The 14,190-nt window shown below is 71.0% G+C and carries 13 protein-coding genes; 8 read left to right on the forward strand and 5 right to left on the reverse strand.

Features of this window, described 5'->3' with window-relative positions:
* Window positions 1-863, reverse strand: an 863-nt coding sequence (locus ACFFCN_RS16855; RefSeq protein ID WP_375493526.1) for a lytic murein transglycosylase, incomplete at its 3' end; no start/stop codon positions are given.
* An 83-nt stretch (window positions 864-946) separates the two neighbouring features.
* On the reverse strand, window positions 947-3,523 hold the full coding sequence (gene pepN, locus ACFFCN_RS16860; RefSeq protein WP_375493528.1) for an aminopeptidase N: 2,577 nt from the start codon (window positions 3,521-3,523) through the stop codon (window positions 947-949).
* A gap of 66 nt (window positions 3,524-3,589) precedes the next feature.
* On the opposite strand from pepN, the gene ACFFCN_RS16865 reads away from it, so the two are divergent.
* The 3 genes from ACFFCN_RS16865 to ACFFCN_RS16875 are packed head-to-tail and all read left to right on the forward strand — an operon-like array spanning window position 3,590 to window position 5,379.
* Window positions 3,590-4,045 (forward strand): peroxiredoxin, encoded by a 456-nt coding sequence (locus tag ACFFCN_RS16865; protein WP_375493530.1) that lies wholly within the window; start codon window positions 3,590-3,592, stop codon window positions 4,043-4,045.
* A gap of 25 nt (window positions 4,046-4,070) precedes the next feature.
* On the forward strand, window positions 4,071-4,697 hold the full coding sequence (locus ACFFCN_RS16870) for a DsbA family protein (protein WP_375493532.1): 627 nt from the start codon (window positions 4,071-4,073) through the stop codon (window positions 4,695-4,697).
* 28 nt (window positions 4,698-4,725) lie between these two features.
* The gene (locus ACFFCN_RS16875; protein ID WP_375493534.1) at window positions 4,726-5,379 is read left to right on the forward strand and encodes a hypothetical protein; all 654 of its coding nucleotides are present in this window, start codon (window positions 4,726-4,728) and stop codon (window positions 5,377-5,379) included.
* Here ACFFCN_RS16875 and ACFFCN_RS16880 read toward each other — a convergent pair whose 3' ends face one another.
* Window positions 5,380-6,303 (reverse strand): NAD-dependent epimerase/dehydratase family protein, encoded by a 924-nt coding sequence (locus ACFFCN_RS16880; protein WP_375493536.1) that lies wholly within the window; start codon window positions 6,301-6,303, stop codon window positions 5,380-5,382.
* A gap of 117 nt (window positions 6,304-6,420) precedes the next feature.
* Here ACFFCN_RS16880 and ACFFCN_RS16885 point away from each other — a divergent pair, with 117 nt between their 5' ends.
* From ACFFCN_RS16885 to ACFFCN_RS16895, 3 genes are read left to right on the forward strand one after another with little or no spacing between them, the layout of a single operon-like run.
* A complete protein-coding gene (locus ACFFCN_RS16885) occupies window positions 6,421-7,116 on the forward strand; it encodes a TetR/AcrR family transcriptional regulator (RefSeq protein ID WP_375493537.1) in 696 nt (231 codons plus the stop codon).
* Window positions 7,113-8,261, forward strand: coding sequence for a serine hydrolase domain-containing protein (locus ACFFCN_RS16890; protein ID WP_375493539.1), 1,149 nt, complete (start codon window positions 7,113-7,115; stop codon window positions 8,259-8,261). Before ACFFCN_RS16885 ends, ACFFCN_RS16890 begins: the two co-directional genes overlap by 4 nt.
* Window positions 8,258-9,358: a DUF952 domain-containing protein gene (locus tag ACFFCN_RS16895; RefSeq protein ID WP_375493540.1), complete on the forward strand. Its 1,101-nt coding sequence runs from the start codon at window positions 8,258-8,260 to the stop codon at window positions 9,356-9,358. Before ACFFCN_RS16890 ends, ACFFCN_RS16895 begins: the two co-directional genes overlap by 4 nt.
* Here ACFFCN_RS16895 and ACFFCN_RS16900 read toward each other — a convergent pair.
* Window positions 9,334-10,314 carry a cytochrome c oxidase assembly protein gene (locus ACFFCN_RS16900; protein ID WP_375493542.1) on the reverse strand — a complete coding sequence of 327 codons (981 nt, stop codon included), beginning with the start codon at window positions 10,312-10,314 and terminating at the stop codon, window positions 9,334-9,336. The two genes, ACFFCN_RS16895 and ACFFCN_RS16900, sit on opposite strands and share 25 nt — an antisense overlap.
* A 58-nt stretch (window positions 10,315-10,372) precedes the next feature.
* Here ACFFCN_RS16900 and ACFFCN_RS16905 point away from each other — a divergent pair, with 58 nt between their 5' ends.
* On the forward strand, window positions 10,373-10,846 hold the full coding sequence (locus ACFFCN_RS16905; RefSeq protein WP_375493543.1) for a ribose-5-phosphate isomerase: 474 nt from the start codon (window positions 10,373-10,375) through the stop codon (window positions 10,844-10,846).
* A gap of 12 nt (window positions 10,847-10,858) precedes the next feature.
* Here the strand turns inward: ACFFCN_RS16905 and ACFFCN_RS16910 are convergent, their stop codons facing one another.
* The gene (locus ACFFCN_RS16910; RefSeq protein ID WP_375493545.1) at window positions 10,859-11,194 is read right to left on the reverse strand and encodes a hypothetical protein; all 336 of its coding nucleotides are present in this window, start codon (window positions 11,192-11,194) and stop codon (window positions 10,859-10,861) included.
* A gap of 105 nt (window positions 11,195-11,299) precedes the next feature.
* Between ACFFCN_RS16910 and ACFFCN_RS16915 the strand changes: the two genes are divergently transcribed.
* Window positions 11,300-14,190: penicillin acylase family protein (locus ACFFCN_RS16915; protein WP_375493547.1), on the forward strand; the 2,891-nt coding region annotated here is incomplete at its 3' end.

Consider the following 14,190-nt stretch of genomic DNA (forward strand, 5'->3'; position numbering starts at 1 on the left):
GTGTGGCCGGTTGCGGGCAGTGAGCCGGTCGTGTTGCCGATCATCGGACCGGTCGGCGTGATGCCACGGCGGTAGGCGTCGGCAAGTGCCAGCACTTCGTCGCGGTAGGACGTCAGGTGGTTGTAGCTCAGCACAGCCGCCGACCGGCCTGCGGTCGAGCGCAGATCGCCGCCGGCGGCGCACAGGTAGCGCGCGGCGGCGAGCGCGGCGTCGTTGATGTTGAAGATGTCGGCGGTGCCGTCGCCATTGGCGTCGGCACCCCAGTCGGCCCAGGTCGACGGGATGAACTGCATCGGGCCCAGCGCGTGCGCGTACTTGGCGTCCCCGTCGAGCGCAAGGCCGTTCGGCGGTGCCGGGATGAACTGGTTGCCCTTGCCGTTGAGCGACGGGCCGACGGTGCGCGGCGTGGACAGCCCGTCGCGGTGCAGGACGGCGCCGCCGAACTGGCCGTGGTCGGATTCCACCCGGCCGATCCCGGCGAGCAGGTACCACGGAATGCCGCAGGAGGGCTGGGCGTGGCCCAACCGGGCCGCAGCGACCCGGTATGCGTTGAGGGCGGCGTGCGGGATACCGCTGGCGGCGAGCGTGCTCACCGCGGTGGTGTCCACCGGCGTGGTGGCCTTGGTGGGCGCCGCGGGCCGCGGCGTTCGCGCCGGCGCGCTCGTCGCCGCACCGAGGGCGCCGGCAGCGAGCACGTGGTGGCGGGCCGACCCGTGCGCGGTAGCCACAGCCTCGGTGTCCGCGCCCGCGGACATGCCGGCACTCAGCGCGGCGACGAGGCTGCACACGGCGACTGCGGTGGCCGCGCCGACGCACTGCGCCAGCCGGACTCGGGCCGCACGGCTCGAATGGTCGTGGGGCATGGAACTACTTCCACTCACATCGGCTGTACATCACCACAAGGAGAACATGTCACCCGGCGCCTGTCACGTCGCGGGTGCGGTGTTCACCCGTTCGACACCGTCCGACCGTCCGCGGCCCGCGCCGCCAGCGCACGCTGCACGTCGGCCCGGCCCTCGCTGACCAGCCGGCGCAGCGCGGTCGGCAGGCCGTCCTGGGCGAGGAACTCGTCGGCCGCGGCCACGGTCTGCTCATCGATCGTCGACGTCCACGTCGGGAACAACCCGATCACGACGTTCTGTGCGAGTTCACTCGTGCGCCGCTCCCATACGTTGCGGATGTCGGCGAAGTAACGCGGCACGTAGGGCGCGACGAGCTCGCCCTGCGACGGATGCGCAAATCCGGCGATGACGGCTTCGTTCATCGCATTCGGCAGGGTGTCGTCCTCGACCGCGAGCCGCCACGCCTCGGCCTTGGCCTCGGCGCTCGGCTGCAGCGCCCGGGCGGTCGCGGCGTGCCGCGCCCCGGCCGCCGAGCGGTCCCGCTGTGCCTCGGCCTCGATCTGCTCCGGGTCGAGCTCGCCCAGCGCGGCGAGCGCGCGGACGACGGCCCAGCGCAGCTCGTGGTCGACGGTGAGGCCGGCGGGCACGTCGGTGCCGTCCAACAGGCCGCGCACCTGCGCCACCTGTTCGGGAGTGCGGGCCGCGGCGATCAGCGTGTGGGCCCACGCGAGCTGATGGTCCGACCCGGGCGCCGCTGCCCGCAACGCATCGGCGGCGGCGTCCGCCAGCCGCGCGTAACCGGTCGGCGCCCACTGCGGGTCGGCGTAGATCTCCAGCGCCCGCAAGGCCTGGCGGGTCAGCGACTGCATGACGCCGATCTCCGGTTCGCGCGCCGCCCCGGTGACCACCAGGTCGAGGTAGTCGCGGGTCGCGAGCTCGCCGTCACGGGTCATGTCCCAGGCGGCCGACCAGCACAGGGCGCGGGGCAGCGAGTCCGGCAACTCGGCGATGCCGCCCGTCCGCAGGGTGCGCAGGCTTTCGGGGTCCAGGCGGAGCTTGCAGTAGGTCAGGTCGTCGTCGTTGACGAGCAGCAGCGCGGGCTGTGCGGTCCCGACGAGGTCCGGCACCGGAGTGCGCTCGCCCGCGACGTCGATCTCCACGCGGTGCGCGCGGGTCAGCGCGCCGTCGCGCCGCTCGTACAGCCCGACCGCCACGCGGTGCGGGCGCAGGACGTTCGAGGTCGCGACATGCGTCGGGGCCGACTGCACGATGTCGAAGGACCGGAAGGCGCCGTCGTCGTCGACCTCGAACTCGGCGCGAAGGGTGTTGATGCCGGCGGTCTCGAGCCACGCCTTCGACCACTCGCCGAGGTCGCGTCCGGACGAGCGCTCGAGCGCACGCAGCAGGTCGGCCAGGGTGGTGTTGCCGTAGGCGTGCTCGGCGAAGTAGTCGCGCAAACCCGCTAGGAAGGCGTCGACACCTACGTAGGCGCCGAGCTGCTTGAGCACACTGGCGCCCTTGGCGTAGGTGATCCCGTCGAAGTTGACCTCGGCGGTCTGCACGTCCGGGGCGTCGGTGGCGATCGGGTGTGTGGACGGCAGTTGATCCTGCCGGTAGCCCCACGCCTTCTCGACGGTGGCGAACGTGGTCCAGGCGTCGGACCACCGGGTCGCCTCGGCCTGGCAGAGCGTCGAGATGTAGGTGGCGAACGACTCGTTGAGCCACAGGTCGTCCCACCAGCGCATGGTCACGAGATCGCCGAACCACATGTGCGCCATCTCGTGCAGGATCGTCTCGCCGCGACGCTCATAGCGCGCGTCGGTCACCCGACTGCGGAAGACGTAGTCCTCGCGGAAGGTCACGCAGCCCGCGTTCTCCATCGCGCCGGCGTTGAACTCGGGCACGAACAGCTGGTCGTACTTGTCGAACGCGTAGCGCACGCCGAAGTTGCGGTGATACCAGTCGAAGCCCTGGCCGGTGACCTCGAACAGCGCGTCGGCGTCGAGATGCTCGGCGAGCGTCTTGCGGCACCAGAGGCCGAGATCGATGCCGTCGTGCGAGCTGGTGACGACGTGGTACGGGCCGGCTACCAGCGCCGTGATGTACGGGCTGATCCGTGCCGTGGCGGCGAAGTGTCGACGCGTCGCACCGCCCGCTGCGTCCTCGGTCGACTCCAGCCGACCGTTGGTGCAGATCTCCCAGTGCGCCGGCGCGGTGACGTGCACGGTGAACGTTGCCTTGAGATCCGGCTGGTCGAAGCAGGCGTACATCCGCTTGGCGTCAGCGGTCTCGAACTGCGAGTAGAGGTACACCTCGCCGTCGAGCGGGTCGACGAAGCGATGCAGCCCCTCGCCGGTGTTGGTGTAGAGCAGGTCGGCGTCGACCACGAGCGTGTTGTGCTCGGCGAGGCCGTCGAGCGCGATGCCGTCCTCGGGTCGATAGCCGGATACGTCGACGTCGCGGCCGTTGAGCGTCACCGAGTGGAAGCGGTCGGCGATCACATCGATGAACGTGCGCGCGCCCTCGCGAGCACCGAAATTGACGGTCGCGACCGATCGGAAGGTCCGCTCGGACGGTTTGCCGGCGCCGTCGGTCAGGTCCAGGACGATGTCGTAGGACTCGGTCTGCAGCAGGTCGGCCCGCTCGGCGGCGTCGACGCGGGTGAGATTGGGAACAGCCACGACCTTCAGTCTTCCACGGCCCCGGATCGCACCTGCGGGCCGATACAGCCCTATACAGTCAAGGGCATGCGCGAAGGTGATCAGGTACCGGACTTCCAACTGCCCGACCAGACCGGGGCCAACCGGTCGCTGTCCGGGTTGCTCGCAGACGGCCCCGTGGTGCTCTTCTTCTACCCGGCCGCGATGACCGGCGGCTGCACCAAGGAGGCCTGTCACTTCCGCGACGTCGCGGCCGAGTACGCCGCCAAGGGCGTGCAGCGCGTGGGCATCAGCCGCGACGACGTCGCCAAGCAGAAGCAGTTCGCCGACGCCAACAGCTTCGACTACCCGCTGCTGTCCGACGCGGACGGCTCGGTGGCGGAGGCGTTCGGCGTGGCCCGCGGCAAGCTGGGCGCGAAGCTCGGTGCGCCGGTCAAGCGGTGGACGTTCGTCATCGGTCAGGACCGCAAGATCGTCAAGGCGATCCACAGCGAGACGAAGATGGAGCTGCACGCCGACGAGGCGCTCGCCGCTTTCGCCTGACGCCATCGCGCGTACGGTGGTTGATGTGACCACCACTTCACCGTCCGAGCGTCCCGTCGTCGACTTCTACTTCGATCCGCTGTGCCCGTTCGCGTGGGTGGCGTCGCGGTGGATCCTCGAGGTCGAGAAGCAGCGGCCGATCGATCTGCACTTTCGGGTCATGTCCCTGTCGGTGCTCAACAGCGGCCGCGATGAGCTGCCCGCGGATTACCGCGAGCGCCTCGAGCGTGGCTGGGGGCCGGTCCGGGTCTGCATCGCCGCCGAGCAGGCGCACGGCAACGAGGTGTTGCGTGATCTCTACACGGCGCTGGGTACCCGCAAGCACAACGACAAGCGCGAGTTCGACCGCGAGGTGATCGTCGAATCGCTGCGCGAGGCGGGCCTGCCCGAGGATCTCGCCGACGCGGCCGACTCCACGGAGTACGACGACGCGCTGAAGAAGTCGCACCACGCGGGCATGGACCCGGTGGGCATGGACGTCGGCACGCCGACGCTGCACATCGACGGTGTCGCGTTCTTCGGTCCGGTGCTCAGCCGCATCCCGCGCGGCGAGGACGCGGTCAAGCTCTGGGACGGTTCGCGACTGGTCGCCTCGTACCCGTACTTCTTCGAGCTCAAGCGCACCCGGACCGAGGACCCGCGCTTCGACTGACGGCTCCGGCCGGGCACACTCGAGTGTCGTGAGCTCCGACTATCCCGGACCGCCGCCCAGCCAGCCGCCGGGTGGCGGCCAGCAGCCTCCGCCCGGGTACGGGCCGCCACCGCCGTACCCGACGTACGGCCAGCAGCAGTACCCCGCGTATCCCGTACCCCCCGCGCAGCCGCAGGCTCCCGCTCCCGGAATGAGCGAGAGCTGGGCCAGTGCGCCGCGTGAGTTGCGGCCGGTGGTCGCCCTGCTGCTGATCAACCTGGCGCTGTCGCTGATCCTGACGGTCGTCACGATCATTGCTCGGCACTCGATCGTCGACTACCAGCTCGACCACCGCAACGTCACGGACCCGCAGCAGCGCGAGCTGCTGCGGCACTCCTACACCTACGGCATCGTCGGCCGGGTCGTCGGCAACATCGTCGTCAGCGTCGTGTACGTGTTCCTCGTCCGGGCGCTGCTGCGCGGCCGGCGGTGGGCGTACCGACGGGTGATCCTGCTCGGCGCGATCGGCATCATCGGCCTGCTGCTGCTGCAGACAACGCCGTACCCCGCCTGGATGCGTGTCGAGCAGCTGCTGCAGGCCGTGGTGCTCGCCGGTCTGCTCTATTTCGTCCTGCGCCCCGAGGTGAAGGCGCACTTCGACCCGCAACTGCCCGGGCGCGACACTCGGCGGTTCCAGGGTTAGCTAGTTCTTGCTGCCCGGCGCCGGGGTGCCGTGCTCGAGGTCGTAGGCGATCGAGTCCGTGAATTCGTGCGGGTGCAGGCCGAAAGTCTGCTGGGCCAGGGTGCTGTCGAGCACGAACGGCCGGCGGAACTGGTGCTGGGTCTCGCGCAGTTCTCTGAGGAACGGGCTGACGACGCCCGCCGCCCACACTGCGGCGTAGGGCAACGACCGCACCTTGTTGGCCACGCCGAGCTGTCGGGCGGCGGTCGCGCCTACCTCGCGCAGGGTCACGGGATCGTTGCTCGGGACGTGCCAGGCGCGACCCCAGGCCCGCTCGTCCGCGACGCCGGTGACGAGCAGAGTTGCCACATCGCGCACGTCAGTGAACGTATGCGGTACGTCGAGCGCGGCCGGCACCCAGGCAGTGCGGCCCTTGCGCCAAGCCGGCGTGATGACCGTGGACAGATATGAGTTGCCGCCGAGGTAGTCGCTGCCCCGCACCTCGAACGCGCGCACCCGGCCGGCCTCGTGGGCGGCGAGGGCCTCGCGCCACATCTCGTTGCGCACCGTGCCCTTGGTACCGGTGGCAGCCAGCGGCGTCTGCTCGGTCATCGGTGCGCTGACCGGGCCGTAACCGTAGAGGTTGGCCGTCGTGGCGAGCACCGCGTCGTTGCGCTCGGCCGCGGCGAGCAGCGCGGCCGAGATGGGCGGCCACACCTCCTGCCAACGGTGATACGGCGGGTTGACGCAGTTGTAGACGGCCTGCGCGCCGGCCGTGATCTCGGTGAGTCGTTGTGCGTCCGCGGCGTCCGCGGCGACGGGTTCGACGCCGTCGATCCCGGATCCGCTACGCGTCACGACGCGCACGTGCTGCCCGCGGTCGAGCAGTTCCTGCGCGACGGCGCTGCCGACCGGCCCCGCTCCGACGATGACGTGTGTTGCCATGTTCATCCTCCTCATCTTTGGAGAGCACTGCTCTCAACAAAGAGCATTGCTCTCGGATTGGCAGCTGTCAAGAGCACTGCTCTCGTTTTCGAGGATTGAACATGGCAGACTGCGTCCATGGCGGAAGTACGAACTGCGCGGCAGCGCGCCCGGGCCGAGACCACCGAGCAGATCAAGGACATCGCGCGTTCCCACCTAGCCGTCGACGGGCCGAACCTGTCGTTGCGCGCCGTCGCGCGCGACCTCGGCGTCGTGTCGTCCGCGATCTACCGGTATTTCGCCAGCCGGGACGACCTGCTGACCGCGCTCATCCTGGACGCCTACGCCGCGCTGGGGTCCGCGGTGGAGCAGGCCGAGGCCCGGGTGCCGCGGCGCGACCTGCACGGTCGCTGGATCGCGATGGGCCGGGCGACCCGTGACTGGGCGCGCAGGTACCCGCACGAGTACGCACTGATCTACGGCAGCCCGGTGCCGGGCTACGCCGCACCGCGGGAAACCGTCGTCGAGGCGCAGCGCCCGCTCGTCGTCGCGGTGGCGATCCTCGGCGACGGGGTCGAACGCGGGGCCGTCACCGCGCCGGCCGACCGGTTGCCCAAAGCGGTGCGCGCCAGTGCCGAGAGCGTCCGGACGTACCCGGGCTTCGAGCGTGTTCCGGCGACGTTGCTGACCCGCGCGCTGGCGATGTGGGCGCAGCTCTATGGCGCGATCAGCTTCGAGCTGTTCGGCAGGTATCGCAATTCCGGCATCGACGAGGAAGCCGAGTTCGAGCATCAGCTGAAGGTCATGTCGCAGTACCTGGGACTGTCTCGATGACCGTCGACGGCAAGTGCGACCCGCGCTTCGCCGCCGTCCGGGAGGTGTTCACCGACAGCCTCGACACCGGCGCCGATCTCGGCGCGGCAGTTGCGGTGTCCGTCGGCGGCCGGTCGGTCGTCGACCTGTGGGGCGGCGTCGCGGACGGCCGGTCCGGGCGGGCGTGGCAGCGCGATACCGCGTGCGTGACGTTCTCGTGCACCAAAGCGGTGACGACCGCTGCCGTGCTGCTGCTGGCCGAGCGTGGCGGCGCCGACCTGGACGCGCCGATGAGCGACTGGTGGCCGGAGTTCGCCGCGCACGGCAAGGGGGCGGTCACCACCGAAGACGTCCTGACGCATCGCGCGGGGCTGCCCGCGTTCGACCGTGAGGTGACGGTGGCCGAGTCCGGCGACGCTGCGGCGATGGCCGCTCAGCTGGCCGGTCAGCCGCCCGAGTGGACACCGGGCACCGCGCACGGCTATCACGCGGTCACCTTCGGCTGGCTGGCCGGCGAATACGTCCGGCGCAGCGCGGGCGTTTTGGTGGGGGAGTTCGTGCAGAGGGAGATCGGTGCGGACCTGCACGTCGGCGTCACGCACCGCGCGCTGGAGTCGGCCGATGCGCCGGCTCGGATCGCGGCAGGTCGCCCGATGCGCGTGCCGCCGGACGAGGCCGCCGCAGCGCCGGCGGACATCGGCCGCCTCGCCGCGGCAACCGCGGACCCGACCTCGACGTACCGGCGCAGCACGGGCAATCCCGCGGCGTCGTTTAACGACCCGCTGCTGCTGACCGCGGGATGGCCGGCCGCCGGGCTGGTGTGCACCGCCCGCGCACTCGCAGAGTTCTACGACCGGCTTGCGACCGGCCGAATCGTGTCGTCGCAGACGGTGCGGTGGGCGAGCGCCGAGCGGGTGCGCGGCGCCGACCGCACCCTGGTGCTGGAGAGCGCCTTCGCGCTCGGGTTCATGCGCGCGTCGGCGAGCATGTTGCTGCCGCCGGCGGCGCGCGACAACGCGTTCGGCCATCCCGGCGCGAGCGGCGCGCTGGCGTTCGCCGACCCGCAGACCGACGTCGCGTTCGCCTACGTCCCGAACCTCGCCCGGCCGTCCTCGGCCGACCGGCGTGCCTATCACCTGGCCCGCGCCGTCTACGAGGCGCTGTGAGCGTGCGGTACGTCGCGCTCGGCGACAGCCAGACCGAGGGCATGCTCGATCCGGACGGCCGGGGCGGCCTGCGCGGCTGGGCCGACCGGTTCGCTGACCACGTCGCCGCGCGCGAGCCGCACCTGGAGTACGCGAACCTCGCGGTGCGCGGCCTGCGGGTCGGGCAGATCCGCGAGATGCAGCTGCGGCCGGCGCTGGCACTTGAACCGGGTCTGGCGACGGTGATGGGGGGCCTCAACGACGTGTTGCGTCCGTCGTTCGACCTCGACGCGGTGCTCGGTGATCTCGGCGCGATGTACGCCGGTCTGCGCGCGGCCGGCGCCATCGTGCTGACCAACACGTTCCCGGACATTGCGCGGATCGCGCCGCTGCTCGCCCGGCTCGGCCCGCGTATCTACGCGCTGAACGACGGCATCCGCGTGCTGGCCGACACGCACGACGTACTGGTGGTCGACTTCGCGCGGCACGGCGCGGGCACGGACGCGCGCATCTGGACCGCCGACCGCATTCACGCCAATCCGATCGGCCACGCGCTGATCGCCGCGGCGTTCGCCGACACCCTCGGCCTGCCCGGCTTCGGCAGCTGGGCCGACCCGCTGCCGGCGCCCCCCCCAGCGGGCGCCGGCCGCCGCGCGGCCCCCGAGGCGCGGGGGGTCGGCGGCACTCTCGCACCCTGGATCGGCCGGCGGCTGCGGGGTCGATCCAGCGGCGACGGACGCACCGCGAAGCGGCTGCAGTTACGGCCGGTGGCGCCGCTGTACCACCTGTGCCCGCCCGGCGCGTGGCCCGCGAAGGGCGACTACCGGCCGGCGTCGCTCGCCGACGAGGGGTTCGTCCACCTGTCCTTCGCCGACCAGGTGCTGGGCAGCGCGAACCGGCACTTCGCGCAGGCAGCTAACCTCGTCTGCGTCGAACTCGATCCGGCTGCTTTCGACACAGTCGTCCGGGTCGAGGACAGCTTCGGCAGCGGCACGGCGTTCCCGCACGCGTACGGGCCGATCCCGGCGTCGGCGGCGGTGGGCCGCCGTGCGCTCACCCGCGACGCCCACGGTGAGTGGACAGACGGAGCGGATCAGCCGCCGCGGCGCAGCCGCTGACGCATGGCCGGGTCGCTGAGCCACCACGGCACGTCACGGTCGACAGTCGGCTCGCCGTCGTCGGATCCGGCGTCGTCTGCGGCGTCCGACACGCCATGGGTGCCCCGCCGCGCCGCCCGCTCGGCCTCCAGCACGGCGTCGACCTGCGCGGCGTCGCGGGCGTCGGCGCGTAGCCACCGGCGGTAGACCAGGTACATGAACGGCAGGTCGATGATCTCGGCGACGCACCACAGGATCGCGCCGGCGACCTGCTGATCGTGCAGCGGCCGCGGGCTCCAGTCGTGCACCGCGCGGTGCGTGAACCAGGACGTCACCAGCCCGGAGTTCAGCCGCAGGATGACGCCGGGCAGCGCGTCCAGCACGAGCTCGAACGACCCGATCGCGAGCGAGAGGCCCACTGCCAGCGAGCTGGCGCGCTCGTCCAGCCCGACGAGCGGCAGCACCATCAACGACCCGACGACGAGCAGCAGCAGCTGCAGCAGCCACCCCACCGGGGCATGGGTGATGGACCACGCGGGGACCGGTCCGAAGAACAGCACGCCGGACAGCAACGGCACCAGTGCGGGCCCGACGAGCGGGTTGCCGACGATGCGTGCGAAGCGTGAGGCGAGGAAGCGGTCCACGACACCGCCGGCCGCAGTCCCGGCCCGCGCCAGCTGCACCGGATGCCCGGCCAGCACCACGATCGGCACGCCCAGCCAGATGAGCAGCGTCTGGCTCGTCCACACCCAGTAGAGGGAGCTCGCATACACCTGGGGGTAGCCGCAGGTCGTCCAGACGAGCAGGACCAGGCCGAACACGAACGTCGCGGTGCGCCCCGCCGGCCAGCTGCCGACCCGGCGCACGCCGCGCAGGTAGGCGACGGCGAGCAGCACGACGACCACGATCGCCACCGGCTGCGGCGTCCAGGACGTGAGCACGGCGGCGGGGCCGGAGCGGTCGAGCGCGGTGGTCACACCTCCATGGTGGCAGCACGTCTGCACACGCACTGCGGGCAGCTGCGATGATCTGGGCATGCGCGTCTACCTCGGCAGCGACCACGCCGGCTTCGAACTCAAGGCACAGCTGATCGAGCATCTGCCCACCGTCGGGCACGAGCCGGTCGACTGCGGTGCCTACGAGCTCGATCCGCAGGACGACTACCCGCCGCCGTGCATCACGGCCGCCACCCGCACGGTGTCCGACCCGGGCAGCCTCGGGGTGGTCATCGGCGGGTCGGGCAACGGAGAGCAGATCGCCGCCAACAAGGTGCGCGGGGTACGCGCGGCGCTGGTGTGGAGCGACGACACCGCCACGCTCGCGCGCCGGCACAACGACGCGAACGTCATCAGCATCGGCGCGCGTAACCACCCGCAGGCCGACGCGATCCGCTTCGTCGAGATCTTCCTGAGCGAGCCGTTCTCCAAGGAGGACCGGCACGCGCGGCGCATCGCCATGCTCGCCGAATACGAGGCCACCGGACAGATCGCCGGGCACGAGACGTCCTAGCTTGCGACGGCGTCAGCGGGCGTCGTCGGGGCGCCAGTTGCGCCGCACGATCTGCACGTCGCGCTCGGCCTCGGCGAGGTCGTCGGTGCTCGGCCGGTTGACGTCGCGTGCTCGCAGCGCGCCCTGCACACCCAGCTGACTCGACCCGGCGCCGGCGAGGTCGCGCAGCGCACGTTCACCGCCTGCGCTGCGCCCGCCCGCCCGACGACGGGCCGCGCGTTCACCACGTCGCGGCGCCACAGCGCGGTCACCCGCCGCCACTCCCGGGGCTGTCGGCGCGGCATCGCCCTGCTCGCCCGCGCCGCGCCTGCGCCGCGTGCGGCGGTTCGGCTGCGCTGACTCGCCCATCCGTGCATCCTCGCGCACGCTCGGCGCGACAGCGCGCGCGAGTGCGCGTATACACAGCCAGGTTCCGCAACACGCGGACCGCTACGCGAGGGGGGAAGCGTGCCGGTGACCGTTCGGCGTGCCGCAGCTGTGTCCATCTCCGGCCTGTTGGTCGCCGTCGCCGGCGCGGTGCCATCCGCGCACGCGGCCGCGCCGGTCGAACCGTCGCACGCCTACCGCTCCGGCGACTACGCCGACGGCCGCGCGATGAGCATCCTGCCGCCCGGGGAGAACGGTCTGGTGACCGCCACCGACGCGGCCAAGTTCGAGGCACCGGCGCCGCTCGGCGGTGTGCACCCGGCGAACAGTCAGGACCAGCTCGGCAAGTACAGCGACCTGCTCTACGGTTACCCGTCTGTCACCGACTCGACGCTGAACAAGTACTACCTCGACGAGTCGTTCGGCGTGCGGCCCTCGGACATCACCCGCACCGAGACACCGGGCACCGGCGTGCACATCTATCGCGACACCCACGACATCCCGCACGTCTACGGCACCAGCGACCAGACGATGGCCTTCGGCGCCGGCTACGCGCAGGCCGAGGACCGGTTGTTCCTGATGGACGTGCTGCGCCACTACGGCGAGGGGACGCTCGCCGGGTTCCTCGGCGCGTCGTGCGCCTTCGAGCAGATGGACCACGACCAACTGCTCCTCTCGCCGTACACCGCCGCGCAGGCGACGGCGCAGGTCGACAACCTGCCCAACGAGTACGGCCAGCAGGGTGCGCTCGCGAAGTCGCTGATCGAGAACTACGTCAAGGGCGTCAACGCCTACATCGCCTCGGCTACCCTGCACCCGGCCGCACAACTGCCGGCCGACTACGCCGCGGCACTGCCCGGAAACCCGGTGCCGCAGAAGTGGACGGTCGCCGACGTGGTGGCCATCGCGGGCCTGATCGGCGGCATCTTCGGCCGTGGTGGCGGCAGCGAGTTCAACAACGCGAAGCTGCTGCAGTACCTGCGTACGCACTTCAACGACAACACCAAGGCCGCGGCGGCGTTCCGCGACTTCCGCACCGCGAACGACCCGCTCGCACCGACCACCGCCGACAAGCCGTTCCCGTACGAGACGCCGGGCAAGATCGATGCCAGCACCACGGCGCTGCCGGACAGCGGCGCGGCGGTGACCGGCGGGCCGACGGACACGACGACCGGGTGTGCGACCTCGAGTTCCAACCCGACGGCCATGAACATCATCGACGCCCTGACCAACCTGCCGAAGCACATGAGCAATGCGCTCGTCGTCAACGCCTCGCACAGCGCGGACGGGCATCCCGTAGCGGTGTTCGGCCCGCAGGTGTCGTACTTCGCACCGCAGATCCTGTCCCAGCTGGACCTGCACTCGCCCGATTACGCGGCTGAGGGTGCGTCGTTCCCGGGCACCGGCATCGTGGAGCTGGGCCGCGGGCGCGATTACGCGTGGTCGGCGACCTCGGCCGGCAGCGACCTGATCGACCAGCGGCTGGAGAAGATCTGCAACCCGAACGGCGGCGCACCGGCGGCTGAAGGCACCTCCTACGAGTACAAGGGCAAGTGCGTGCCGATGGTCAACGAGAGCTTCGACGAGGCGACGGTGCCCACGGTGGGCAGCATGGGCGGCGCGCCGGCCGTCATCCACCACGAGATCCACCTGACCCGGCACGGAATCGTGCTCGGCTGGACGATGTCCGGTGGGCAACCGGTGGCCGAGGTGCTGCAGCGCTCGACCTACAACCACGACGTCGATTCCGTCGTCGGTTTCCTCGGCTGGGGTGAACCGAGCCAGACGCACGACGTGCAGTCGTGGATGAAGAGCGCCGAGCGGATCGAGTTCACGTTCAACTGGTTCTACGTCGACAACCGCGACACCGGGTACTACGTGAGCGGCCTGGATCCCGTCCGCCCGTCGGACGTCGACCCCGACCTGCCGACATGGGGCACCGGCAACGCGGAGTGGCAGGGCTATCTGCCGGCGAGCCAGCACGTGCACGAGATCAATCCGCCGACGGGCTACTTCGTGAGCTGGAACAACAAGCCCGCGCCGCAGTTCGCCGCCGCCGACGACCAGTACGGGTACGGGCAGGTGTACCGGTCGATCATGCTGACGCGCCAGCTCGACGCGCAGCTGTCCGCGCACGGCGGCAAGGTGACGCGCGCGCAGGTCGTGCAGGCGATGGAGACCGCCGCATCGCAGGACCTCGACGGCGTCAGCGTCATGCCGCTGCTGCTCAAGTACCTCGACGAGGACGCCAGCGGTCTCGACCAGAACGACAAGGACATGCTCGACCAGCTCAAGAGCTGGGTAGCCGACGGCGCGCACCGGCACAAGGCGAGTCCGGGCGACGCCGAGTACCAGCATGCCGCAGCGATCGCGATCTCCGACGAGCTGATGCCCAACCTCATCGAGGCGCTGTACGACGGCGTCCTCAAGGACGGCGGCATGGGCTCGGCCGGCTCCAACGGCGGCGCTACCTCGGTGGCCTACGCAGCGCTGCCGATGCAGTTCGTCAACACGCCGAACTCCGGCGGCGCGCACCTGGGCAGCGCCTACGACGGCGGATACGAGAGCTACCTGGTGGCCACGCTGCAGCAACTGCTCGGCCAGCGCCCGGCGGACGGGTTCGGCTCGGCGATCACCAACCAGGAGTGCACCGGCGGCCCGTCGACGTGCCGCGCGGCGCTCGAGGCTGCGCTGACCAAGACCTATGACGCGCTGCAGACCGCGAACGGCAGCAGCACGGTGAGCTCGTGGACGCAGTCGACGGACTCGAAGGCCGCCAACCAGAAGATGCCGGTGTTCGACGCGATCCAGTTCCGCGCGCTCGGCATCGTCACGCAGCCCGCGATCGACTGGCAGAACCGGCCCACGTTCCAGCAGGTGATCGAGTTCTACCGGCACCGCCCGCGCGGCACGGACGCGGCGGCGACGGTGTCGTCCGGCAGCAAGGCCGCCGCCGCGCCGAACGCGCTGCCGACGGG

The sequence above is a fragment of the uncultured Jatrophihabitans sp. genome (assembly GCF_964246335.1).
Classification (GTDB): Bacteria; Actinomycetota; Actinomycetes; order Mycobacteriales; family Jatrophihabitantaceae; genus Jatrophihabitans.

Excerpts from the sequence above, each read along its gene's own strand:
- ACFFCN_RS16865 (WP_375493530.1), top strand. The coding sequence starts at position 3,590 with ATGCGCGAAGGTGATCAGGTACCGGACTTCCAACTGCCCGACCAGACC.
- ACFFCN_RS16885 (WP_375493537.1), top strand. The coding sequence starts at position 6,421 with ATGGCGGAAGTACGAACTGCGCGGCAGCGCGCCCGGGCCGAGACCACC.
- ACFFCN_RS16890 (WP_375493539.1), top strand. The coding sequence starts at position 7,113 with ATGACCGTCGACGGCAAGTGCGACCCGCGCTTCGCCGCCGTCCGGGAG.
- ACFFCN_RS16905 (WP_375493543.1), top strand. The coding sequence starts at position 10,373 with ATGCGCGTCTACCTCGGCAGCGACCACGCCGGCTTCGAACTCAAGGCA.
- ACFFCN_RS16910 (WP_375493545.1), bottom strand. The coding sequence starts at position 11,194 with ATGGGCGAGTCAGCGCAGCCGAACCGCCGCACGCGGCGCAGGCGCGGC.
- ACFFCN_RS16880 (WP_375493536.1), bottom strand. The coding sequence starts at position 6,303 with ATGGCAACACACGTCATCGTCGGAGCGGGGCCGGTCGGCAGCGCCGTC.